17 protein-coding genes and 1 pseudogene are annotated in these 21,923 nt (G+C 71.0%); 8 read left to right on the forward strand and 10 right to left on the reverse strand.

Features of this window, described 5'->3' with window-relative positions:
• Positions 1–16 precede the first annotated feature (16 nt).
• Positions 17–451, reverse strand: a complete 435-nt coding sequence (locus tag OG322_RS18680) for a VOC family protein (protein ID WP_123460363.1) — start codon at positions 449–451, stop codon at positions 17–19.
• A 159-nt stretch (positions 452–610) separates the two neighbouring features.
• Positions 611–1,510: a D-alanyl-D-alanine carboxypeptidase family protein gene (locus tag OG322_RS18685; protein ID WP_123460362.1), complete on the reverse strand. Its 900-nt coding sequence runs from the start codon at positions 1,508–1,510 to the stop codon at positions 611–613.
• A 294-nt stretch (positions 1,511–1,804) separates the two neighbouring features.
• On the opposite strand from OG322_RS18685, the gene OG322_RS18690 reads away from it, so the two are divergent.
• Both OG322_RS18690 and OG322_RS18695 read left to right on the forward strand, forming a co-directional pair.
• The gene (locus OG322_RS18690; protein WP_123460361.1) at positions 1,805–2,479 is read left to right on the forward strand and encodes a GntR family transcriptional regulator; all 675 of its coding nucleotides are present in this window, start codon (positions 1,805–1,807) and stop codon (positions 2,477–2,479) included.
• Positions 2,476–3,786: an MFS transporter gene (locus OG322_RS18695; protein ID WP_123460360.1), complete on the forward strand. Its 1,311-nt coding sequence runs from the start codon at positions 2,476–2,478 to the stop codon at positions 3,784–3,786. The genes OG322_RS18690 and OG322_RS18695 overlap by 4 nt, the downstream gene beginning before the upstream one ends.
• Positions 3,787–3,847: 61 nt before the next feature.
• Here the strand turns inward: OG322_RS18695 and OG322_RS18700 are convergent, their stop codons facing one another.
• Complete coding sequence (locus OG322_RS18700) at positions 3,848–4,672, reverse strand: maleylpyruvate isomerase family mycothiol-dependent enzyme (RefSeq protein ID WP_123460359.1); 825 nt, start codon at positions 4,670–4,672, stop codon at positions 3,848–3,850.
• Positions 4,673–4,850: 178 nt separating this feature from the next.
• Between OG322_RS18700 and OG322_RS18705 the strand changes: the two genes are divergently transcribed.
• Positions 4,851–5,651 (forward strand): carbon-nitrogen family hydrolase, encoded by an 801-nt coding sequence (locus OG322_RS18705; RefSeq protein WP_123460358.1) that lies wholly within the window; start codon positions 4,851–4,853, stop codon positions 5,649–5,651.
• Positions 5,652–5,754: 103 nt separating this feature from the next.
• On the opposite strand, the gene OG322_RS18710 is transcribed toward OG322_RS18705, so the two are convergent.
• A complete protein-coding gene (locus OG322_RS18710; RefSeq protein ID WP_123460357.1) occupies positions 5,755–6,246 on the reverse strand; it encodes an LURP-one-related/scramblase family protein in 492 nt (163 codons plus the stop codon).
• A 64-nt stretch (positions 6,247–6,310) separates the two neighbouring features.
• On the opposite strand from OG322_RS18710, the gene OG322_RS18715 reads away from it, so the two are divergent.
• Positions 6,311–8,122 (forward strand): NHL domain-containing thioredoxin family protein, encoded by a 1,812-nt coding sequence (locus OG322_RS18715; RefSeq protein WP_123460356.1) that lies wholly within the window; start codon positions 6,311–6,313, stop codon positions 8,120–8,122.
• 31 nt (positions 8,123–8,153) lie between these two features.
• Here the strand turns inward: OG322_RS18715 and OG322_RS18720 are convergent.
• The 5 genes and pseudogenes from OG322_RS18720 to OG322_RS18740 all read right to left on the reverse strand — a co-directional run.
• Positions 8,154–8,243: pseudogene (locus tag OG322_RS18720) on the reverse strand (DUF4232 domain-containing protein); the annotation flags it as partial.
• 4 nt (positions 8,244–8,247) lie between these two features.
• On the reverse strand, positions 8,248–11,019 hold the full coding sequence (locus tag OG322_RS18725) for an AfsR/SARP family transcriptional regulator (RefSeq protein WP_329306704.1): 2,772 nt from the start codon (positions 11,017–11,019) through the stop codon (positions 8,248–8,250).
• Between the two features lie 123 nt (positions 11,020–11,142).
• Positions 11,143–11,358, reverse strand: coding sequence for a DUF6458 family protein (locus OG322_RS18730; RefSeq protein WP_123460354.1), 216 nt, complete (start codon positions 11,356–11,358; stop codon positions 11,143–11,145).
• Between the two features lie 100 nt (positions 11,359–11,458).
• Positions 11,459–12,757: a M18 family aminopeptidase gene (locus OG322_RS18735; protein ID WP_123460353.1), complete on the reverse strand. Its 1,299-nt coding sequence runs from the start codon at positions 12,755–12,757 to the stop codon at positions 11,459–11,461.
• A 175-nt stretch (positions 12,758–12,932) separates the two neighbouring features.
• The gene (locus tag OG322_RS18740; RefSeq protein ID WP_123460352.1) at positions 12,933–14,759 is read right to left on the reverse strand and encodes an acyl-CoA dehydrogenase; all 1,827 of its coding nucleotides are present in this window, start codon (positions 14,757–14,759) and stop codon (positions 12,933–12,935) included.
• Between the two features lie 199 nt (positions 14,760–14,958).
• On the opposite strand from OG322_RS18740, the gene OG322_RS18745 reads away from it, so the two are divergent.
• The 3 genes from OG322_RS18745 (at position 14,959) to OG322_RS18755 (ending at position 17,753) form a co-directional block, all read left to right on the forward strand.
• A complete protein-coding gene (locus tag OG322_RS18745) occupies positions 14,959–15,399 on the forward strand; it encodes an SseB family protein (protein WP_018522179.1) in 441 nt (146 codons plus the stop codon).
• Between the two features lie 194 nt (positions 15,400–15,593).
• Positions 15,594–16,550 carry a pirin family protein gene (locus OG322_RS18750; RefSeq protein WP_123460351.1) on the forward strand — a complete coding sequence of 319 codons (957 nt, stop codon included), beginning with the start codon at positions 15,594–15,596 and terminating at the stop codon, positions 16,548–16,550.
• Positions 16,551–16,634: 84 nt separating this feature from the next.
• On the forward strand, positions 16,635–17,753 hold the full coding sequence (locus tag OG322_RS18755) for an AI-2E family transporter (RefSeq protein ID WP_123460350.1): 1,119 nt from the start codon (positions 16,635–16,637) through the stop codon (positions 17,751–17,753).
• A 27-nt stretch (positions 17,754–17,780) separates the two neighbouring features.
• Here OG322_RS18755 and OG322_RS18760 read toward each other — a convergent pair whose 3' ends face one another.
• Positions 17,781–19,931 (reverse strand): ATP-binding SpoIIE family protein phosphatase, encoded by a 2,151-nt coding sequence (locus tag OG322_RS18760; RefSeq protein WP_329306705.1) that lies wholly within the window; start codon positions 19,929–19,931, stop codon positions 17,781–17,783.
• A 164-nt stretch (positions 19,932–20,095) separates the two neighbouring features.
• On the opposite strand from OG322_RS18760, the gene aspS reads away from it, so the two are divergent.
• Positions 20,096–21,880 (forward strand): aspartate--tRNA ligase, encoded by a 1,785-nt coding sequence (gene aspS, locus OG322_RS18765; protein ID WP_329306706.1) that lies wholly within the window; start codon positions 20,096–20,098, stop codon positions 21,878–21,880.
• Positions 21,881–21,923: the final 43 nt, after the last annotated feature.

Consider the following 21,923-nt stretch of genomic DNA (forward strand, 5'->3'; position numbering starts at 1 on the left):
AGCTCGTGCCGGTCCGTCACGCGGAGGCGGCCGCGACGCAGAACTCGTTGCCCTCCGGGTCGGCCATCAGAACATGGTGCCCGTCGAATACTTCCAGGGCGGCACCGCCCGCCCGCACCAGGCGTTCGGACTCCGCCTTGATCCGTGCCCATCGCTCGTCGGGAGTGCCGTGCCCCGGCACTCGGACGTCCATGTGGAGCCGGTTCTTCGCCGTCTTGGGCTCGGGGACCTTGAGGATGGACAGGCCGGGGCCGGCGCCGTCGGGGTCGCACAGCCACGCCGAGTCGTCGACATGGTCGTCCTCCGGCAGGTCGAAGGAGGCGAACCACTCCTCTCGTGTGCTGAAGGGGGGCGGCGGCGGCCGGTCGATATAGCCGAGGGCCGTCTTCCAGAAGACCGCGAGGACCTGTGCGTCCGCGCAGTCAAGCGTCAGATCGATTTTGGCTGCCATGGGACGACCGTACTGGGCGCCTCTGACAGTTCAGGGTCGTACGCGGCGTCCGCGACCGGCGCCCCGGACGCCGAGGGGCCCGGCGCACGTGGTGATGTGCGCCGGGCCCCTCGTCGGCCGCCGCCGGGCGGTACCGCTTCCTGAAGCCGGCCGGGCGGGCTACTTCTTGAAGCCGTAGTCCATGAGCTTCTTCGCGTCCGCGGTCCGGGTGGACTCGGAGGTGGCCGTCAGGACCGTGCCGATGACCGTCTTGCCGCTGCGGGTCGCGGCGAAGACCAGGCAGTACTTGGCCGCCGGGCCGGAGCCGGTCTTCACGCCGATCGCGCCGCTGTAGGTGCCCAGCAGCTTGTTGGTGTTGGTCCACGACATGTAGCGGTAGCCGCCGCTCTTCGTCGTGACCTTCTGCTTCGTCGACTTGGTCTTGACGACGCTGCGGAAGGTGGAGTACTTCATCGCGCTGCTGGCGAGCTTCGTCAGATCGCGCGGGGTCGAGTAGTTGGACCCGTTCCCTATGCCGTCGAACGAGTCGAAGTGGGTGTTCTTCAGCCCGAGCGTCTTCGCGGTGCTGTTCATCTTGCCGATGAACGACTTCACCCGGGCCGCGCGCGTGGAGCCGGAGCCGAACTTGTCGGCCAGGGCGTACGCGGCGTCGCAGCCGGACGGCAGCATCAGTCCGTACATCAGCTGGCGGACCGTGACCTTGTCGCCCACGATGAGGCGGGCCGAGGACGCGCCCTTGGAGACGATGTAGTCGCTGTACGCCTTCTGGATCGTGACCTTGGAATCCAGGTTGAGGCCCTTCTGGGCCAGCACCACCCGGGCGGTCATGATCTTGGTCGTGGAGCCGGTGGAACGGCGGGTGTCCGCGGCCTTGGTGAAGAGGGTCTTCCCCGTTCCGTCGTTCATCACGAAGCCGCCCTTGGCGACGATCGTCGGCGGCTTCGGCGCGGCGGCCTGGGCCTGGGAGGCGAACGCGCCTCCCGCGATGACGGCACCTGCGGTGAGGGCGACCGTGGCGGTAGCCGATACGCGGCTTATGCCCTGAATCTTGATATTCAAGTCAAACGCTCCAAATGCCCCTGGAATGCGGCCACATGAGGGTGCCGCGCGTTGTGAGACGTATGAGGTGGATGCATGGTTGTAGGGAGTTGGGGGTGAATCTCCCCGTCCGGTGTTGCCGGTCCCTGTCATTGGCCCGCCTCTGACCTCAGGGGGCGTTCCCTGCGCGCCCCGGGTCCGCCGTGTACCCGCGTTCGCCGGGCGTGCACGGATGGCGCGGGTGGTGCGCCCCCGGCGCGGTCCACAATCCGGACGCGCCGATGCCTGTATGCGTGTTGTATCTATGCTGTGTGCATGCCTGCCCCAGCCTCGTCCCCCGTCCGTCCGCCCGTGAAGCGGCCCCCCGCCGCCGAGCGCGTCTACACCCATATCAAGGAAGCGGTCCTGGACCGCCGGTACGAGGGCGGGACGCTCCTCACCGAGGGCGATCTCGCGGACGCCGTGGGGGTCTCCCGCACGCCCGTGCGCGAGGCGCTGCTGCGGCTGGAGGTGGAGGGGCTGATCAAGCTCTATCCGAAGAAGGGCGCCCTGGTGCTCGCCGTCTCCGCGCAGGAGATCGCGGACGTCGTGGAGACCCGGCTGCTCGTCGAGGAGTTCGCCGTGCGCCGGGCCGTGCCCGCGTCGGCGAAGCTGATCGCCCGGCTGGAGGAGCTGCTGGAGGAGCAGCGGCAGATGTCGGAGGCGGGGGATCTGGCCGCCGTCTCGGTCAAGGACCGCTGCTTCCACGCCGAGATCGTCCGGCACGCCGGCAACGAGATCCTGTCCCGCCTCTACGACCAGCTGCGCGACCGCCAGCTGCGGATGGGCGTCGCCGTCATGGAGGCCCACCCCGGCAGGATCGCCGCCAACATCACCGAGCACGGCGAGCTGCTGGAGGCGATCAGGGCCGGTGACGCGGACGGTGCCGCGCACGTCGTGCGCCGTCATGTGAGCCGGGTCAAGGTGCTGGTCAGGGGTGAGGACCGGTGAGTTCCGCCGCCGCCCCCACGCTGTCCCTGCCCGGCGATCCGCCCGGCGGCCGGCGGGCCGCCATGGTCTGGGGCGTCGGGGTCGCCGTCTACTTCGTCGCCATCATCTTCCGCACCAGCCTGGGCGTCGCCGGGCTCGACGCCGCCGACCGGTTCGACGTCAGCGCCTCGGCGCTCTCCACCTTCTCCATCCTTCAGCTGCTGGTCTACGCGGGCATGCAGATACCCGTCGGCCTGATGGTGGACCGGCTGGGCACCAAGAAGGTGCTCACCATCGGCGCCGTCCTGTTCACCCTCGGGCAGCTCGGCTTCGCGCTCTCCCCCTCGTACGGTGCCGCGCTGGCCTCCCGCGCCCTGCTGGGCTGCGGCGACGCGATGACGTTCATCAGCGTGCTGCGGCTGGGGGCGCGCTGGTTCCCGGCCCGGCGCGGCCCGATGATCGGGCAGGTCGCCGCCCTCTTCGGGATGGCGGGCAACCTCGTCTCGACGCTGGTGATCGCCCGCTCCCTGCACGGCCTGGGCTGGACCACCACCTTCGTCGGCAGCTCGCTGGCCGGGGTCGTGGTGCTGGTCCTGCTGCTGCTCTTCCTGAAGGACCATCCCGAGGGGCACGCGCCGCCGCCCGCCGAGCACGCCGGCGGGACGTACGTGCGCAAGCAGATCGCCGCCGCCTGGCGGGAACCGGGCACCCGGCTCGGGATGTGGGTGCACTTCACCACGCAGTTCCCGGCCATGGTGTTCCTGCTGCTGTGGGGGATGCCGTTCCTGGTCGAGGCGCAGGGGCTGAGCCGGGGGACCGCGGGGGAGCTGCTCACCCTGGTGGTGCTCTCCAACATGGCCGTCGGCCTCGTCTACGGGCAGATCATCGCCCGCCACCACGCGGCCCGTGTCCCGCTCGCGCTGGGCACGGTCGCGATGACGGCGCTGCTGTGGGCGTCGGCCATCCTGCACCCCGGAGACCATGCGCCGATGTGGCTGCTGGTCACGCTGTGCGTGGTGCTCGGTGCCTGTGGGCCCGCGTCGATGATCGGCTTCGACTTCGCCCGTCCGGCCAACCCGCCGGAGCGCCAGGGCACCGCTTCGGGGATCGTCAACATGGGCGGCTTCGTCGCGTCGATGACCACACTGTTCGCCGTCGGCGTGCTGCTGGACGCGACCGGCGACAACTACCGCATCGCGTTCGCCTCGGTCTTCGTCCTGGAGGCGCTCGGGGTCGTGCAGATCCTGCGGCTGCGGGCCAGGGCCGCGCACCGGGAGCGCGAGCACCATGTGATCAGCCGGGTGGAGGCCGTACACGTACCCGCGTAGGGGACGTGGACGCGGCGGCGCGCCCGTCCCCCTGCGGGGCGGGCGTCGCCGGTTGCCGTGACTACGGGGTGACGGCGAAGTTCTGCAGGATGGCGGCGGCCAGGTCCTGGTCGCCCTCGGCCTTGATGTCGTCCGCGACCGAGCTCGCCCGCACCCGGCCGCAGGCCAGCCGTACGTACGTCTCCCAGTCCATCGCCAGCGTCACCGCCGGGCCCAGCGACGGTGCGCCGTCCACCGAACCGCGGCCCTCCGCGTCGACCCGGACGGTGCGCAGGAACTCCACCGGTCCGTGGACATCCAGCACGACCGCCGAGTTGGGCGGTGCGCCCGCGTCCTTGGCGACCACCTTCGGCAGTGCGGCCAGCAGCGTGTCCCGGACGATCGTGGCACCGGGGGAGTCCAGATTGCCGGGCTTCCCCAGCGTCGTACGCAGATCCTGCTCGTGCACCCATACGTCGAAGGCGCGCATCCGCAGCGCCAGTTCGAGGGTCTGCTCGGCGCCGAGCGGCGCGCGCGTCATGGTCTCCGGGGCACGCGTCTCGTTGCGCAGCTGACGGGCCCGGCGGATGATGGTGTACTCCAGCTCGGAGGTCATCTCCGGTGCGGTGTGGTGGCGCCGCACATCGACCTGCATCTCCATGTAGCGGGCGAAGTCGTTCTGCACGTGATAGAGATCGCGCGGCAGTGTGTGGATGGGGCGCGGATCGCCGAGCTGCTCGCATTCCATGCCGATGATGTGCGACACGATGTCGCGCACCGACCAGTTGGGACATGGAGTACGGCCGTTCCACTCCCCCTCGGTGAGCGGGCTCACCAGCTCGGCTATCGACTCGATGGAGTGGGTCCAGGCGTCGGCGTAGGTCTGGAGGCTGGGATGGACGGTCACGGGACCCCTCGTGCGGTTCTGCGGTGCATGGGCTGGAGAACTGGGCGCGGACGGCGGGCTGCGAGCTGCAGTGAGGTTCGGTCGGTCCAAGTTACGCTGCGAGCAGGCACCCCGGCAGTGCTTTCGTGTGACGATCGTAGGCCCGTGTTGACGGCTCATATGCCAGGACGGTGGTAGTGTGCGCGCCTCTCTCATCCAGATCGCAGTAGACCCGGACGAATCCGTCAAGGCCCGTAGGGGGCGCGTGGCTTCGCTGATCGCGACCCAGCGGGGCGCGGATCTGGTGGTCCTGCCCGAGCTCTGGCCGGTCGGAGCCTTCGCCTACGAGGAGTTCGAGGCCGAGGCCGAACCGCTGCGCGGTCCCACGCACGAGGTGATGGCCAAGGCCGCCGCCGATGCCGGGGTCTGGCTGTACGCCGGCTCCTTCGTCGAGCGGGCCGACGACGGCACCCTCTACAACACCACGCTCGTCTTCACCCCCGAGGGCGAACGGGCCGCCGCGTACCGCAAGATCCACCGCTTCGGCTTCGACAAGGGCGAGGCGGTCATGATGGGCGCCGGTGACGAGCTGGTCACCGTCGCCCTGCCGCAGACCACGATCGGGCTCGCCACCTGCTACGACCTGCGCTTCCCGGAGATGTTCCGCGGGCTGGTCGACGCGGGCGCCGAGACCCTGGTCGTCGCGGCGGGCTGGCCCGAGCGCCGCCGTGCCCACTGGACGCTGCTCGCCCAGGCGCGGGCGGTGGAGAACCAGGCGTATGTGCTGGCCGTCGGATGCGCCGGTACCCACGCCGGAGTCCCGCAGGCCGGGCACAGCATCGTCGTCGACCCCTGGGGCGAGGTGCTCGCGCAGGCGGGCGCGGGCGAGGAGGTGCTGAGCGTGGAGTTCGATCCTTCCCGGGTCGCCGCCACCCGGGAGCAGTTCCCGGCCCTCAAGGACCGCCGGCTGGGGCTCGCGCCGCCTGCCGTCCTCGGATAGTGCCGCCGGCTGTCCTCGGACCGTCACGTACCACCGGACAGCCGCGTACAACCGTGGGTTCTTCCGCGGTGCCTGTTTCACGTGAAACAGGCACCGCCGCCGCTCAGTCCTCGTGCTCCTTCTCCGCGAGCACGATGACGCACACCGCCACCGCGATCAGCAGCGCCGTGTCGGCGTCCTCCCGCACGACATCGATCCCGTACGTGTCCCGGACGGTCAGCCAGCGGCGCGAGATCTGGGCCAGCAGCTCCCCGTCGTACTCCACCGCGAACTCGCGGTCCAGGATCTTGCCGCTGACGTCGAGCTCGGTGCCGTCCACCAGGGTGACCCGGTAGTGGTTGCGCAGCAGCGACAGCCGCTTCCGCTTGACCTTGGCCAGCTGCTCGCCGTCGCGCTCGATGAGCATCGTGTCGCGCAGGCTGATCAGTTTCTGCCGGATCTCGACGACGATCCGGCCCTGTGCGTCCTTCAGCTCGAAGGTGTCCCGCACCCGCATGGCCTTGCCGTCGACGAGGAAGACCTTGCGGCCGTCCGCGTCCTCGATCCAGTAGTCGTCGCCGATGCCGAACAGTCGCTCACGCACGAGAAGTCTCATGGCTCACAGGTTCCCCGAGGCACCTGTGGAATGCGTGGACGCCACGGTGATGTTGACTGTTCACATGGCAACACGTGCGCGCGTCAGGGCCCCCGAACTGATCGGCAAGGGCGGCTGGCTCAATACAGGCGACCAGCAGTACACCCTCGCTGACCTGCGAGGACGCATTGTGATCTTGGATTTCTGGACGTTCTGCTGTGTGAACTGCCTGCATGTCCTCGATGAGCTGCGCGAGCTGGAGGAGAAGCACCGCGACACCGTGGTGATCATCGGCGTGCACTCGCCGAAGTTCGTCCATGAGGCGGAGCACCAGGCCGTGGTCGACGCCGTCGAGCGGTACGAGGTGCACCACCCGGTGCTGGACGACCCCGAGCTCGCGACCTGGAAGCAGTACGCCGTCCGCGCCTGGCCGACGCTCGTCGTCGTCGACCCCGAGGGATATGTCGTCGCCCAGCACGCGGGCGAGGGCCACGCCCACGCCATCGAGAAGCTCGTCGAGGAGCTGGAGGCCGAGCACGCCGCGAAGGGCACCCTACGACGCGGCGACGGGCCGTACGTGGCGCCCGAGCCGGTGGCGACGCATCTGCGGTTCCCCGGGAAGGCACTGCTGCTGGCCGACGGCGGCTTCCTGGTCTCCGACACCACCCGCCACCGGCTGGTCGAGCTGGACGCGGACGGCGAGAGCGTCCGCCGCCACTTCGGGACCGGCGACCGCGGGTTCACCGACGGCGGGCCCGAGGAGGTCCGGTTCAGCGAGCCGCAGGGGCTGGCGGTGCTGCCCGACGGGCGGATCGCCGTCGCCGACACGGTCAACCACGCGATCCGCGCGCTCGACCTCACGACCGGTACGACGACCACCCTCGCCGGCAGCGGCCGCCAGTGGTGGCAGGGGGCGCCGACCAGTGGCGCGGGCCGCGAGGTCGACCTCTCCTCCCCGTGGGACGTCGCCTGGTTCGACGGCAGGCTCTGGATCGCCATGGCGGGCGTGCACCAGCTGTGGACGTACGACCCCGGGAACGGCACCGTACGGGTCGCGGCCGGCACCACGAACGAGGGCCTGGTCGACGGTCCGGGCGACGAGGCCTGGTTCGCCCAGCCGTCCGGGCTCGCCGCCACCGCGGAGCGGCTCTGGGTCGCCGACTCGGAGACGTCCGCGCTGCGCTACGTCGATCTGGAGGGCGCCGTCCACACCGTGGTCGGCACCGGACTCTTCGACTTCGGCCACCGCGACGGGGCCGCTGACAAGGCTCTGCTCCAGCACCCGCTGGGCGTCACCGCACTGCCCGACGGGTCCGTCGCCGTCTGCGACACCTACAACCATGCCCTGCGCCGCTATGACCCGGCGAGCGGTGAGGTCACCACGCTCGCCACGGATCTGCGCGAGCCCAGCGACGCCGTGCTCGTGGACGGCGATCTCGTGGTCGTCGAGTCCGCCAGGCACCGGCTGACCAGGCTGCGGCTGCCCGAGGAGGCGGTACGCGTCGCCGGTTCCGCGCACCGCACCCAGCGCGTCGCCACCGAGATCGCCCCGGGCGCGCTCCGGCTCGACATCGTCTTCCAGGCGCCCGCCGGCCAGAAGCTGGACACCCGGTACGGGCCCTCGACCCGGCTGCTGGTCTCCTCGACCCCGCCGGAGCTGCTGGCCGGGGGCGACGGTGCGGGCACCGATCTGTTCCGCGATCTGGTCCTCGCGGACGGGGTGACCGAGGGCGTCCTGCACGTCTCGGCGATGGCCGCGTCCTGCGACGACGACCCCGCGAACGAGTACCCGGCCTGCCATGTCCACCAACAGGACTGGGGCGTCCCCGTCCGCGTGGTCGCGGAGGGGACGCCCCGGCTGCCGCTCGTGCTCGCGGGGATGGACGAGCAGAGCTGACAGCCGTCCGGAGGGGACGGGGACGGGCGGCTCAGAAGTCGTCGGCGCCGTTGCGCAGCCCGTAGGTCCAGTAGCCGGTCTTGTACTTCGCCGGGTCGACGGCGATGCCCTCGGCGCCGGGCGGGTCAGGGCCCGCCGTCGGTGAGCCGCCGGACCGCCTGTTCGTACCGCCGTACGTACTCCGTCCCCGAGGTCACCCGCAGCAGCGCCTCCAGCGACCGCACCGCGCCCTCGTCGTACCCGTCGCGCTCCGCCTCCGCGGCCGCCAGGTCCAGCAGCCGGATGCCCTCGCGCTGCGTGCCGAGGGCCAGGTGCGCCTCGCCGCTGACGGTCAGCAGGAGTACGCGACGGGCGGCCTCCTCGTGCTCGGGGCCCAGGTCGAACGCGGTCCGGGCGGAGTCCAGGGCGTCCTGCGGGCGGCCGGCCGCGAGCTGCATCCGGGCGAGGTGCTGGAGGGCGAGCATCTCGGTGTGCGCGTCGCGTTCCTTCCCGGCCAGCGCGACGGCCTGCCCGCAGCCCTCCAACGCCTCGTCGAGACCGCCCTGTTCGGCCTGGACGATCGCCAGGTTGATCAGGGCCGTCGCCTCGCCGAGCCGGTCACCGGCGCGCCGGGCCAGACCGGGCGAGGGCTCCAGCATGGCCTCGGCCTCCGCGGTCCTGCCCTCCTCCGACAGCACCCAGCCCAGCAGATTGCGCACCCGCGACTCGGCGTACGGGTCGCTCCGTGCGACCGCCGCGTCCAGCGCCAGCTCCAGCATCGGCACCCAGCCGTCCCGGACCCGCCACACCACATACGGCCACTGGAGCAGGATGATCCGCCAGGCGCGGTCGTCGAGACCGGCACCGCGGGCGGCGGCGGCCGCCAGGGACAGGTCCTCGCGCTCGGTGGCCAGCCAGTTCATCGCCTCGGCCCGGTCGGTGAAATCCCGTACGGCGGTCGGCCGGCGGTAGTCCTCCGGCAGGACGAAGCAGGGCTCGCCGCCCGGTTCGGCCGTGTCGGCGGCGGCGAGCGCGGTCGCGATGCAGTGGTCGAGCACACCGACGAGGGCGTCGGGCCCGGACGCGGGATCGAGGCCGCGGGCGTAGAGGCGCACCAGATCGTGCAGCACCCAGCGCCCGGGACCCGTCTCGCTGACGAGGTGGGCGGCGGCGAGCCGCTCCAGCGCCGCCGTGGCGACGACCGGGTCGCTGCCGGCGAGCGCGGCGGCGGTGTACGGGTCGAAATGGCTGCCGGGGTGGTGGCCGAGACGGGCGAAGTGGTGGACGGTGTCCGGCGGCAGTTGCTGCACGGTCAGCCGCAGCGCGGCGGAGACCCCGGTGTCCTCCACGTCGAGATACGTCAGCCGGCTGCGTTCGTCGGCCAGTTCGTCTGCCGTCCCGGCGAGCGTCCGGTGCGGGCGGCCCGCCAGCCGGGCCGCCGTGACCCGCAGGGCGAGCGGCAGTCCGCCGCACAGCTCGGCCAGCCGACGGGCCGCCACCGGTTCGGCGAGCACCCGCTCCTCGCCGAGCACCCCGGCCAGCAGGGCGGTGCCGTCCGGCGGCTCCAGCACGTCCAGCGGTACCGGACGGGCGGCGTCCGAGGCGATGAGGCCGTCCAGCCGGTGCCTGCTGGTGACCAGCGTGACGCAGTCGGTGCCGCCCGGCAGCAGCGGCCTGACCTGGGCCGAGTCACGGGCGTTGTCGAGGACGACGAGCAGGCTGCGCCGGTCGGTCAGCGAGCGGAAGAGCGCGGCGGCGGCCTGGGCGGACTCCGGGACCCGGCGGGGCGCGACGCCGAGCGCGAGCAGGAACTCGCGCAGGACCTCCAGCGGCGTCGGTTCCCCCGTGTCGCCGAACCCGCGCAGATCGGCGAAGAGCCGCCCGTCCGGGAACGCGGCGGGGGCGCGGCGGGCCCAGTGCAGGGCCAGGGCGGTCTTGCCCACCCCGGCCGGTCCGGTGAGCAGGCAGACGGGCGCCTCGCCGGCCGCCGCCCGGGAGAGCGCGGCCAGCTCGGCCGCCCGGCCCTGGAAGCCGCGGGGGGCGCGGGGCAGCAGATCGGTGGGGTGGGCGTGGAGGCCCGGGGCGCCGCCCGGCGTACCTGCTCCGGTGCCGGCCGGCGTACCGGCCCCGGCCCCGTCGCCCACCGTCGTACGGCCGGGAAGGTCCGGTGCGGGTTCCGGGTCGCCGCGGAGGATCTGCGCGTAGGCGTCCGCCAGTTCGCGTCCGGGGCCGATGCCCAGTTCGTCGGTGAGCAGCCGCCGCGTGCGGTGGAAGCAGTCCACCGCCTCGGACTGGCGCCCCGACCGGTGCAGCGCCGTCATCAGGGCCGCCGCCAGCGACTCCCGCAGCGGATGGGCCACTGCCTCGGCCCGCAGCACCGCCGCCGCCCGGTGGTGCTCGCCCAGCACGGCGTAGGCGTGAGCCAGCTGCTCGACCGTCGTGAGCCGGGACTCCTCCAGCGCGTGCGCGGCCGCCTGGAGCGGTGCGCTGGGGTACGTACCGGTGAGCGCCGGACCCTCCCACAGCGACAGGGCCTCCTTCAGTATCAGCACGCTGTCGGACGGGCTGCGCTGCTCCCGGGCCAGCATCAGCAGTTCCTCGAACCGCTGGGAGTCCAGCAGGGCCTCCGGCACCCGCAGCATGTACGCGTCGCCGAGCGTCGCCAGCTCGACCCCGTACATCTCCGCGTCCGCGCCCGTCAGCAGGGCGCGCAGCCGCGACACATGACCCTGGACGACCGTGCGGGCGTGCAGCGGCGGGGTGTCGTCCCACAGGCAGTCCGACAGCCGGGCCACGGACACGGGGGTGTTGGCGCGCAGCAGGAGGGCGGCCAGCAGGCTGCGGCGTTTGGCGGGGCCGAGGGGCAGTGGCCCGGTCTGCGTGTCGACGCAGACGGTGCCGAGCAGCCGGAACTCCACGAGCGGCTCCCCTTCCGGGCATGACGCGCCCGGTGCCGGGTCACGGACAAGATCCCAGAATATCCGGCGTTCCCGGAGAGCGGGGAGGGGGTGCGCCCGGACTGCGGGGCGCACCCGGCCGGGTCACAGACGGCGTTCGTCCTCGGAAACCACTGTGGTGGGGGGCACGACCATGCGGCGGCGCCGCATGACGCTCGCGTAGACGAAGACGCCGATGACGCCGACGACCATCATGATCCAGCCGACCATGTCGACGTTGACGCTGTCCATCTCCCAGTCGGTCGCGAAGGCGAGTATCGCCCCCGCACCGATGAGAATGATGCATCCTCCGAGTCCCATGAGTTTCCGCCTCCTCGATGCCCCGGAAGCTCCGGGCCGTGTAAGGAGCGGGTACCCGGCCCGGCAACGACCATGTGTGCGGTGGCGGTTGCCGTTGCGGTCAGCCCGCCAGGAACGATGCCAGGGCGGTCGCCAGCAGATGCGGGTCGTCGGCGCCGCACAGCTCACGGGCGCTGTGCATCGACAGGATGGCCACGCCGATGTCGACGGTCTGGATGCCGTGCCGGGCGGCGGTGATCGGGCCGATCGTGGTGCCGCACGGCATCGAGTTGTTGGAGACGAACGTCTGCCACGGCACGCCCGCCTTCTCGCACGCCGACGCGAACACGGCCCGGCCGCTGCCGTCGGTCGCGTACCGCATGTTGACGTTGACCTTGAGGATCGGTCCGCCGTTGACGACCGGGTGGTGCGTCGGGTCGTGCCGCTCGCCGTAGTTGGGGTGGATCGCGTGGCCGGTGTCGGAGGAGAGACAGACGGTGCCGGCGAAGGCGCGGGCGCGGTCCTCGTACGTACCGCCGCGGGCGAACACCGAACGCTCCAGGACCGTGCCGAGCAGCGGTCCGTCCGCGCCGGTGTCGGACTGCGAGCCGTTCTCCTCGTGGTCGAAGGCGGCCAGCACCGGGATGTACGGGATCTGCGCGTCGGGCTGTCCGGCCACGGCGGCGAGCGCCGCGACCGCCGCGTGCACCGAGAGCAGGTTGTCCATCCGGGGCCCGGCCACCAGCTCGCGGTCACGGCCCAGGTAGGACGGTGCCTCGACGGGGTGCGGCATCAGGTCCCAGCCGGTGACGTCCTCGGCATCGACGCCCGCCTCCTCGGCGACGAACCGGATGAGGTCGCCCTCCTCCACGTCCCCGAGGCCCCAGATCGGCTGCATGTGCTTCTGGCGGTCGAGCTTCAGGCCGTCGGGGTTGGCCGACCGGTCCAGGTGCACGGCCAGCTGCGGGACGCGCAGCAGCGGCCGGTCGATGTCGACCAGCCGGTGCGTCCCGTCGCGCAGCGAGATCCGCCCGGCGAGGCCGAGGTCCCGGTCCAGCCAGGTGTTGAGGAGCGTGCCGCCGTAGACCTCCACGGCGATCTGCCGCCAGCCGTGGGCGCCCGTGTCGGGCAGCGGCTTCACCCGCAGGTTCGGTGAGTCGGTGTGCGCCCCGGCGATCCGGAACGGGGTGTGCGCCCCCGCGCCCTCGGGCACGTACCAGGCCACGATCGCTCCGCCGCGCAGGACGTACTTGCCGCCGGTCGTTCCGTCCCAGGCCGCCGTCTCCTCGACCTGCCGGAAACCGGCCTTCTCCAGCTTCGACGCGGCGGCCGCCACGGCGTGGTACGGGGAGGGGCCGGCCATCAGGAAGGCCATCAGATCGTCGGTGTGCCCGCGGTCGAAGCGGAGGGAAGAACTCATGTTCTTCACTGTAACCAGGCCCGTGGCAGAGAATTCACCGTCGTCCCCCGGCGTGACGCGGCTATCGTCGGGGCAGTGCCGCGGAGGGCCTGTCGCCGTCCTGCGCTACGACAGCACCGCCACCCGGAAGCGTGTCCGGGTGGCGGTGCTGTCGGCGATTCCAACTGCGGAAGCCCTAGAACGCGGCCTCGTCCAGCTCCATCAGGGAGTTGTCGACGGACTCGGCGAGCGCGCGCTCGGCGCCGACGCCCGGCAGGACGTTCGCGGCGAAGAACTTCGCGGCGGCGATCTTGCCCCGGTAGAAGGCGACGTCCTTGGCGGAGGCGGTCGGCAGCTTCTCGGCGGCCACGGACGCGCCCTTGAGCAGCAGGTAGCCGACGACGACATCGCCGGAGGCCAGCAGCAGGCGGGTGGTGTTCAGGCCCACCTTGTAGATGTTCTTCACGTCCTCGCCGGTCGCGGTGAGGTCGGTGATCATCGTGCCGACGATCGCCTCCAGGTCCACGGCGGCCTTGGCGAGCGAGTCCAGCGCGCCGGACAGCTCCTCGTTGCCCTGGGCGCCCGCGAGGAACTTCTTGATCTCCTCGGAGAGCGTGTTGAGCGAGGCGCCCTGGTCGCGGACGATCTTCCGGAAGAAGAAGTCCTGGCCCTGGATGGCCGTCGTGCCCTCGTACAGCGTGTCGATCTTGGCGTCACGGATGTACTGCTCGATCGGGTACTCCTGGAGGTACCCGGAGCCGCCGAACGTCTGGAGCGACTGCGCCAGCTGCTCGTACGACTTCTCCGAGCCGTAGCCCTTCACGATCGGCAGCAGCAGGTCGTTGAGGCCGTGCAGCGCCTTCGCGTCCTCGCCCGCGGCCTCCTTCTCCTGGATCGCGTCCTGGACGGAGGCGGTGTACAGCACGAGGGAGCGCATGCCCTCGGCGTACGCCTTCTGCGTCATGAGCGAGCGGCGCACGTCGGGGTGGTGCGTGATGGTGACCTTGGGGGCCGTCTTGTCCATGAACTGCGACAGGTCGGTGCCCTGGACGCGCTCCTTGGCGTACTCCAGCGCGTTCAGGTAACCCGTCGAGAGCGCCGCGATGGCCTTCGTGCCGACCATCATGCGGGCGAACTCGATGATGCGGAACATCTGGCGGATGCCGTCGTGCTTGTCACCGATCAGCCAGCCCTTGGCGGGGTGCTGGTCGCCGAACGTCATCTCGCAGGTGTTGGACGCCTTGAGGCCCATCTTGTGCTCGACGTTCGTCGCGTACACGCCGTTGCGCTCGCCCAGCTCGCCGGTGGTCCAGTCGAAGTGGAACTTCGGGACCATGAAGAGCGACAGGCCCTTGGTGCCCGGTCCCGCACCTTCGGGGCGGGCCAGTACGTAGTGAATGATGTTCTCGGACATGTCGTGCTCGCCCGAGGTGATGAAGCGCTTCACGCCCTCTATGTGCCAGGAGCCGTCCTCCTGCTCGACGGCCTTCGTGCGGCCCGCGCCGACGTCGGAACCGGCGTCCGGCTCGGTCAGCACCATCGTCGAGCCCCACTGCTTCTCGACGGCGATCTCGGCGATCTTCTTCTGTGCCTCGTTGCCCTCGTCGAAGAGGATGCCGGCGAACGCCGGGCCGGAGGAGTACATCCACACGGCCGGGTTGGCGCCGAGCAGAAGCTCCGCGTAACCCCAGATCAGGGAGCGCGGGGAGGTCGTGCCGCCGATCTCCTCGGGGAGGCCCAGGCGCCAGTACTCGGAGTCCATGAAGGCCTGGTAGGACTTCTTGAAGCTCTCCGGGACCGGTGCGGTGCTGGTCTCCGGGTCGAAGACCGGGGGGTTGCGGTCGGCGTCGGCGTAGGAGTCGGCGAGCTCGTTCTCCGCGAGGCGGGCGACCTCGTCGAGGATGCTCTTCGCGGTCTCGACGTCCATCTCCGCGAACGGTCCGGTGCCGTACAGCTTGTCGCGCCCGAGGACCTCGAAGAGGTTGAACTCGATGTCGCGGAGATTCGACTTGTAGTGCCCCATGGGAAGGCTCCGTAATCAATAGCAGTGGCGCGCAGCGCCCCGTGGAGGGTGAGAAACGGGCGACGGGCTCGCGGATACCGGTCTGCCGCGCGGTCGGGGCGGGGCCCGGACGTATCAGCTGACCTCTACGATGATGCTACCCGTCAGTAATAAGACGCAACCCCCCGAGGCAGAGATGTGTCCGATTACTCTTTGTCCCATGTACGGCTACGACCAGAATCAGGGCGCACAGCAGCCGATGGGTGGCGGCTACGGCGAGCAGCCGCTGTATCCCGAACCCTCGCCGCCCTCGCTGGGCGACGCGGTACGGGCCTTCACGACCGGCTCGCTGGCCGCCGAGGACTTCCAGCAGATCTTCGCGACGTCGAAGGTCTACTGCCCGCGCGGTGACAATCCGGGCTTCCTCGCGCTGCACAACACCCAGCAGCCGGTCATCCCGATGTTCACCACGCTCAAGGAGCTGCGGCTCTACGCGGGCAAGGAGTCCAAGTACTTCGTGATCACCGGGGCCGAGGTGATCGACCTGCTGCCCACCGGCTACGGCTTCGTCCTGGACATGGAGGGCGAGCACCGCATGGTCTTCGACGCCAAGGCCGTGGAGCAGATGGTCGACTTCGCGATGCGCCGCATGTACGGCTGACCGCCGGCCCACTCCCCCTCGCAAGGGGCTCGTACCGCTCGGCGGTACGAGCCCCTTGCGCTGTTCCGGGCGGTGCGGGAGCTGTTTTGGGCGGTGCGGGAGCTGTTTTGGGCGGTGCGGGAATGAAAGCCGCCTTGCAGGATGTTCACCATTCAACTAAATTGATTTCAGAACAGTCCCCGGAGGTGGCTTCCATGCCCGCAGTAACCGTCGAAAACCCGCTGACCCTGCCCAAGGTCGCCGCCCCGGCCGACGCCGTGGCCCGTCCCGTGCTCGCCGTGACCACGGCGCCCAGCGGGTTCGAGGGCGAGGGATTCCCCGTGCGCCGCGCATTCGCGGGGATCAACTACAAGCACCTCGACCCGTTCATCATGATGGACCAGATGGGCGAGGTGGAGTACGCGGCCGGTGAGCCCAAGGGCACCCCCTGGCACCCGCACCGCGGCTTCGAGACCGTCACGTACCTGATCGACGGCACCTTCGTGCACCAGGACTCCAACGGTGGCGGCGGCACCATCCAGAACGGCGACACCCAGTGGATGACGGCCGGGTCCGGGCTGCTCCACATCGAGGCGCCGCCGGAGTCGCTCGTCCTGTCGGGCGGCCTCTTCCACGGCCTCCAGCTCTGGGTGAACCTGCCCAGGGCCGACAAGATGATGGCCCCGCGCTACCAGGACATCCGCGGTGGCCAGGTCCAGCTGCTCGCCTCCCCGGACGGCGGCGCGCTGCTCCGGGTGATCGCGGGCGAGCTCGACGGCCACGAGGGCCCCGGTGTCACCCACACCCCCATCACGATGATCCACGCCACCGTGCGCCCCGGCGCCGAGGTGACCCTGCCGTGGCGCGAGGACTTCAACGGCCTCGCGTACGTGCTCGCGGGCCGCGGCACCGTGGGCGAGGACCGCAGGCCCGTCCACATGGGCCAGACCGCCGTCTTCGGCGCCGGCTCCTCGCTGACCGTCCGCGCGGACGAGCAGCAGGACGGCAACACCCCGGAGCTGGAGGTCGTCCTCCTCGGCGGGCGTCCCATCCGGGAGCCGATGGCGCACTACGGGCCGTTCGTGATGAACAGCCAGGCCGAACTGAAGGAGGCCTTCGAGGACTTCCAGGCCGGCCGCCTCGGCACCGTGCCCGCCGTCCACGGGATGTGAGCCGCGCCGCCGCCGTATGACGGTGCGTCACTCGTACGGCGGCGCGAGCGGGACATCGCCCCCGCGGCGTGATCGGGTGGGAGGGTGCAGACCCAGAAGCCCCTCCTGCCCATCGGTGCGCGGCGACTGGCCGCCTGGTGCGGTGTCGTCCTGCTGGTCGCCGGCGTCGCCGCGGTGGCCATCTGGCTGTGTGTCGCCCTCAAGACCGCCGTCACCCCCGTCCTGCTCGCGCTGCTCGGTACGGCGCTGCTCGGTCCGGTCCACCGCAGGCTCACCGCGCACGGGGTGAACCGTTCGGTGGCGGCCGGGTTCACCTGCGTCCTTCTCGTCGCGGTGGTCGGCGGCGCCGGCTACATCGTCGTCACCGCGCTCATCGACACCGGCGACCAGATCGTCCGGTCGCTGAAGGAAGCCGCTCAGTGGGTCGTCGACCACTTCGGCGTCACCGGCAACACGAATGTGGACGACCTGGCCACCAGCGGCAAGAAGCTCGTCGAGAAGTTCGGCGCGAGCGCCGCGGGCGGGCTGCTGAGCGGCCTCAGCCTGGTCGGTTCGCTCATCGCCACGAGCGTGCTCGCGCTCCTGCTGACCTTCTTCTTCCTGCGCGACTCCGACCGGGCCGCGCAGCTCGCGCACTCCATCGCCCCGCGCGGCGCCGGCGACCTGGTCGAGGCGATGGGCCGGCGGGCGTTCGAGGCCGTCGAGGGCTTCATGCGCGGTACGACGTTCATCGCGCTCATCGACGCCGTCTGCATCACGGTCGGCCTGCTGATCCTGCGGGTGCCCGGTGCGGTGGGGCTGGGTGCGCTGGTCCTGGTCGGCGCCTACATCCCGTACCTCGGGGCCTTCATCTCGGGCGCCGTCGCGGTCCTGGTGGCGCTCGCGGACCGGGGTTTCGTGATCGCGCTCTGGGCGCTCGGGGTGGTGCTCGCCGTACAGGTGATGGAGGGCCACGTCCTCCAGCCGATGATCCAGAGCCGTACGGTCCAGATGCACCCCGCCACGATCATGATCGCGCTGACGGCGGGCGCGAGCGTGGCGGGCCTGCTGGGGATGCTGCTCGCGGTCCCGTTGTGCGCGGCGGCGTTCGGCATCCTCGGCGAACTGCGCAAGGGCCAGCTGCCCCCACCAGCCCCCCCGGACGCGGAAGCCCCCGCCCCGGACACGTCCCCCGGCGCACCTCCGAGCCCGTCCGGCGCCTGAGCACGGAAGCCTGGCGCCCGAGGGGGGCTACCGGTCCGGTTCCGGTTCTGGCTCCAGCTCCGGAACCGGCTGCACCCCCGCCAGTTCCACCAGTTCCACCGGCTCCGCCGACTCGTACAGCTCGAACCAGATCGACTTGCCCGCACCCCGCGGATCGACCCCCCACGCATCCGCGAGCATCTCCATCAGCACCAGACCCCGCCCGCTGGACGCCATCTCCCCGGGCCGCCGCTTGTGCGGCAGTTCGTTGCTGCCGTCGGCCACCTCCACCCGCAGCCGCCGCTCCCCGTGCTCCCCGCTGGCCTGGGCGACCAGCAGCGCGTCCCCGTCCGTGTGGACCAGCACGTTCGTGGCCATCTCGGAGATCATCAGCACGGCCGAGTCGACCTGCTCCGGGTCCGCCCAGTCGTGCAGCATCTCGCGCACCTGCTGCCGGGCCGCCGAGATCCGCTCCGGTTCGGCCTGGGCGATGGTCAGCGCGGTCCGCCGCGGCGCGGTCCGCAGGGACGTGGTGCCCTCGCGGCGCAGCAGCAGCACCGCGACGTCGTCCTCGCGCCGGTCCGCGAGCGGGCCCGTCGTGTAGTGCGAGGCCGGCCCGTGCACCGCCTGCACCAAGGCGTCCGCGAGCTTCTCCAGATCGTCGGTGTGCCGCTCCAGGATCGGCCGGAGCCGGACCCAGCCGGTGGCCAGGTCGTGCCCGCCGGTCTCGATCAGCCCGTCCGTGCAGAGCATGATCGTTTCCCCGGCCTCCAGCGTGACCCGGGTCGTCGGGTAGTCGGTGTCCGCCTGGATGCCCAGTGGGAGCCCGCCCGCCGTCTGCCGGATGACCGCGGTCCCGTCCGGGGTCATCACCACGGGGTCGGGGTGCCCGGCCCGTGCGATGTCGAGCGTGCCGGTTTCCGGGTCGGCCTCCGCGTACAGGCACGTCGCGAAGCGCGCTCCGGTGTGCTCCGCGTCGTCGTGCGCGTCGGTGAGCCCGGAGAGGAAGCGCGAGGCCCGCGAGAGCACCGCGTCCGGGCGGTGCCCCTCGGAGGCGTACGCGCGCAGGGCGATCCGCAACTGGCCCATCACCGCCGCCGCCCGCACGTCGTGGCCCTGGACGTCGCCGATGACGAGGGCGATACGGCCGTTGGGGAGCGGAATCATGTCGTACCAGTCGCCGCCGACCTGGAGCCCGCCGCCGGTCGGCACATAGCGTGCGGCCACCGTCATCCCCGGGACGCTGAGCACCAGGGACGGCATCATCGTGCGCTGGAGCCCCTGCGAGAGCTCTCGCTCGGTCTCGGCGATCCCGGCGCGGGCCAGCGCCTGTGCGAGCATCCGGGCCACCGTCGTCAGCACGGACCGCTCGTCCGGCGAGAACGCCACCGGATGCCGGAAGCCGGCCATCCAGGCGCCCATCGTGCGCCCCGCCACGATCAGCGGCAGGAAGGCCCAGGAGTGGCGCTCGAACCGGCGGGCCAGCGGCCAGGCGGCCGGGTAGCGGGCGTAGTAGTCCTCGGCGGTGGGCAGATAGATCGCCCGCCCCGTCCGTACGACCTCCGCGGCCGGGTAGTCGGTCTCCAGCGGCATGTCGTTGAAGGGGCCCTCGTCACCGGCGTGCTGACCGTGGTGCCCGACGATCGTCAGCCGTTCGCCCTCGACCCCGAAGACGGCCAGTCCCTCCGGCGAGAATCCGGGCATGGAGAGCGAGTAGGCCACCCGCAGCACCTCCTCCGTCGACCGGGCCTCGGCCAGCGCCCGCCCCGCGTCCAGCAGGAACGCCTCCCGGGACCGGCGCCAGTCGCCGGTGATCGGGGTGTGCGCCCCGGTGGTGCCGGGCTGCGGCTCGGCGACCTCCTGGAGGGTGCCGACCAGCACGTAGTCCGCGCCGCCGTCGGCCGGGAGCGGCTTGGAGCGGCTCCGTACGGTACGCAGCACCCGGCCGCGCTCGTCCACGATCCGCAGCCGGGCCTCGGCGAGCGTGTCCTCCGCGACGGCCAGGTTGACCACCCCGTAGACCTCGTTCCAGTCGACGGGATGGAAGCGGGAGCGCACCTCCGACTCACGGAAGGCACCTGGCTCGGAGGGCAGCTCCAGCAGCCGGGCCGCCTCCGCGTCGAGCGTGACCGTCCCGGCTGCGTTGTCCCAGCGCCAAAGACCGGTCGCGGTCGCGGCCAGGACATCCTCGGTGCGCATTGCCCCACTTTATGAAGATGTACGGCCCAAACGCCACCGAGGGTCGCCCGTCCCGGGTCCACCGGTGATCTTGCTGGGGACAATGGCAATGAAACGGTCCGGTCGCGGGCGGTAGCCTGGGGTGGCTGTATCCGCCCCCAACCGCGAAGACTGGATGAACGACGATGCATCGGTACAGGTCCCACACCTGCGGCGAGCTCCGCGCCTCTGACGTCGGCACCGACGTCCGGCTGAGCGGCTGGCTGCACAATCGCCGAGACCTGGGTGGCATCCTCTTCATCGATCTGCGCGACCACTACGGTCTGGTGCAGCTCGTCGCCCGCCCCGGCACGCCCGGCAACGACGCCCTGGCGAAGCTCACCAAGGAGACCGTCGTACGGATCGACGGCAAGGTGTCCGCCCGCGGCGCCGACAACGTCAACCCGGAGCTCCCGACCGGCGAGATCGAGATCGAGGTCACCGAGGTCGAGGTGCTGGGCGAGGCCGCCCCGCTGCCCTTCACGATCAACGCCGAGGACGGGGTGAACGAGGAGCGGCGTCTGGAGTACCGCTTCCTCGACCTGCGCCGCGAGCGCATGCACCGCAACATCATGCTGCGCTCCTCCGTCATCGCCTCGATCCGCTCCAAGATGGTGGCCCTCGGCTTCAACGAGATGGCGACGCCGATCCTCACCGCGACCTCCCCCGAGGGCGCCCGTGACTTCGTCGTCCCGTCCCGGCTGAACCCGGGCAAGTTCTACGCGCTGCCGCAGGCCCCGCAGCAGTTCAAGCAGCTGCTGATGATCTCCGGCTTCGACCGCTACTTCCAGATCGCGCCGTGCTTCCGCGACGAGGACGCCCGTGCCGACCGGTCGCCCGGCGAGTTCTACCAGCTCGACGTCGAGATGTCCTTCGTCGAGCAGGAGGACGTCTTCCGCCCGATCGAGAGGCTGATGACCGAGCTCTTCGAGGAGTTCGGCAACGGCCGCCACGTCACCTCGCCCTTCCCGCGCATCCCGTTCCGCGAGTCGATGCTGAAGTACGGCAACGACAAGCCGGACCTGCGCGCCAAGCTGGAGCTCGTGGACATCTCCGACGTCTTCGCGGACTCGGAGTTCAAGGCGTTCGCCGGCAAGCACGTCCGCGCCCTCCCGGTGCCGGACACCGCGGGCCAGTCCCGGAAGTTCTTCGACGGCCTCGGCGACTACGCGGTCGAGCACGGCGCCAAGGGCCTCGCCTGGGTCCGGGTCGGCGAGGACGGCAAGCTGGCGGGCCCGATCGCCAAGTTCCTCACCGAGACGGACGTCAAGACCCTCACCGAGCGGCTCTCCCTCGTCCCCGGCCACGCCGTGTTCTTCGGCGCCGGCGAGTTCGACGAGGTCTCCAAGATCATGTCGGTCGTCCGCGTCGAGGCGGCCAAGCGCGCCGGTCACTTCGAGGACGGCGTCTTCCGCTTCTGCTGGATCGTCGACTTCCCGATGTACGAGAAGGACGAGGACACCGGGAAGATCGACTTCTCGCACAACCCCTTCTCGATGCCCCAGGGCGGCCTGAAGGACCTTGAGGAGAAGGACCCGCTCGACATCCTCGCCTGGCAGTACGACATCGTCTGCAACGGCATCGAGCTGTCCTCCGGCGCCATCCGTAACCACGAGCCCGAGCTGATGCTCAAGGCCTTCGAGATCGCCGGTTACGACCGCGAGACCGTCGAGCACGAGTTCGCGGGCATGCTCCGCGCCTTCCGCCTCGGCGCCCCGCCGCACGGTGGCATCGCCCCGGGTGTCGACCGCATCGTGATGCTGCTGGCCGACGAGCCCAACATCCGCGAGACGATCGCCTTCCCGCTGAACGGCAACGCCCAGGACCTGATGATGGGTGCTCCCACGGTGCTGGACGAGACCCGGCTGCGCGAGCTGAACATCCAGCTCCGCAAGCCGGTCGCGCCCGCGAAGGACGCCACCGAGAAGTAGCCCGTCAGCTGCACCGGGTTTCACGTGAAACAGCCCCTGGCCA

The sequence above is a fragment of the Streptomyces sp. NBC_01260 genome (assembly GCF_036226405.1).
In the GTDB taxonomy this organism is placed as follows: Bacteria; Actinomycetota; Actinomycetes; order Streptomycetales; family Streptomycetaceae; genus Streptomyces; species Streptomyces laculatispora.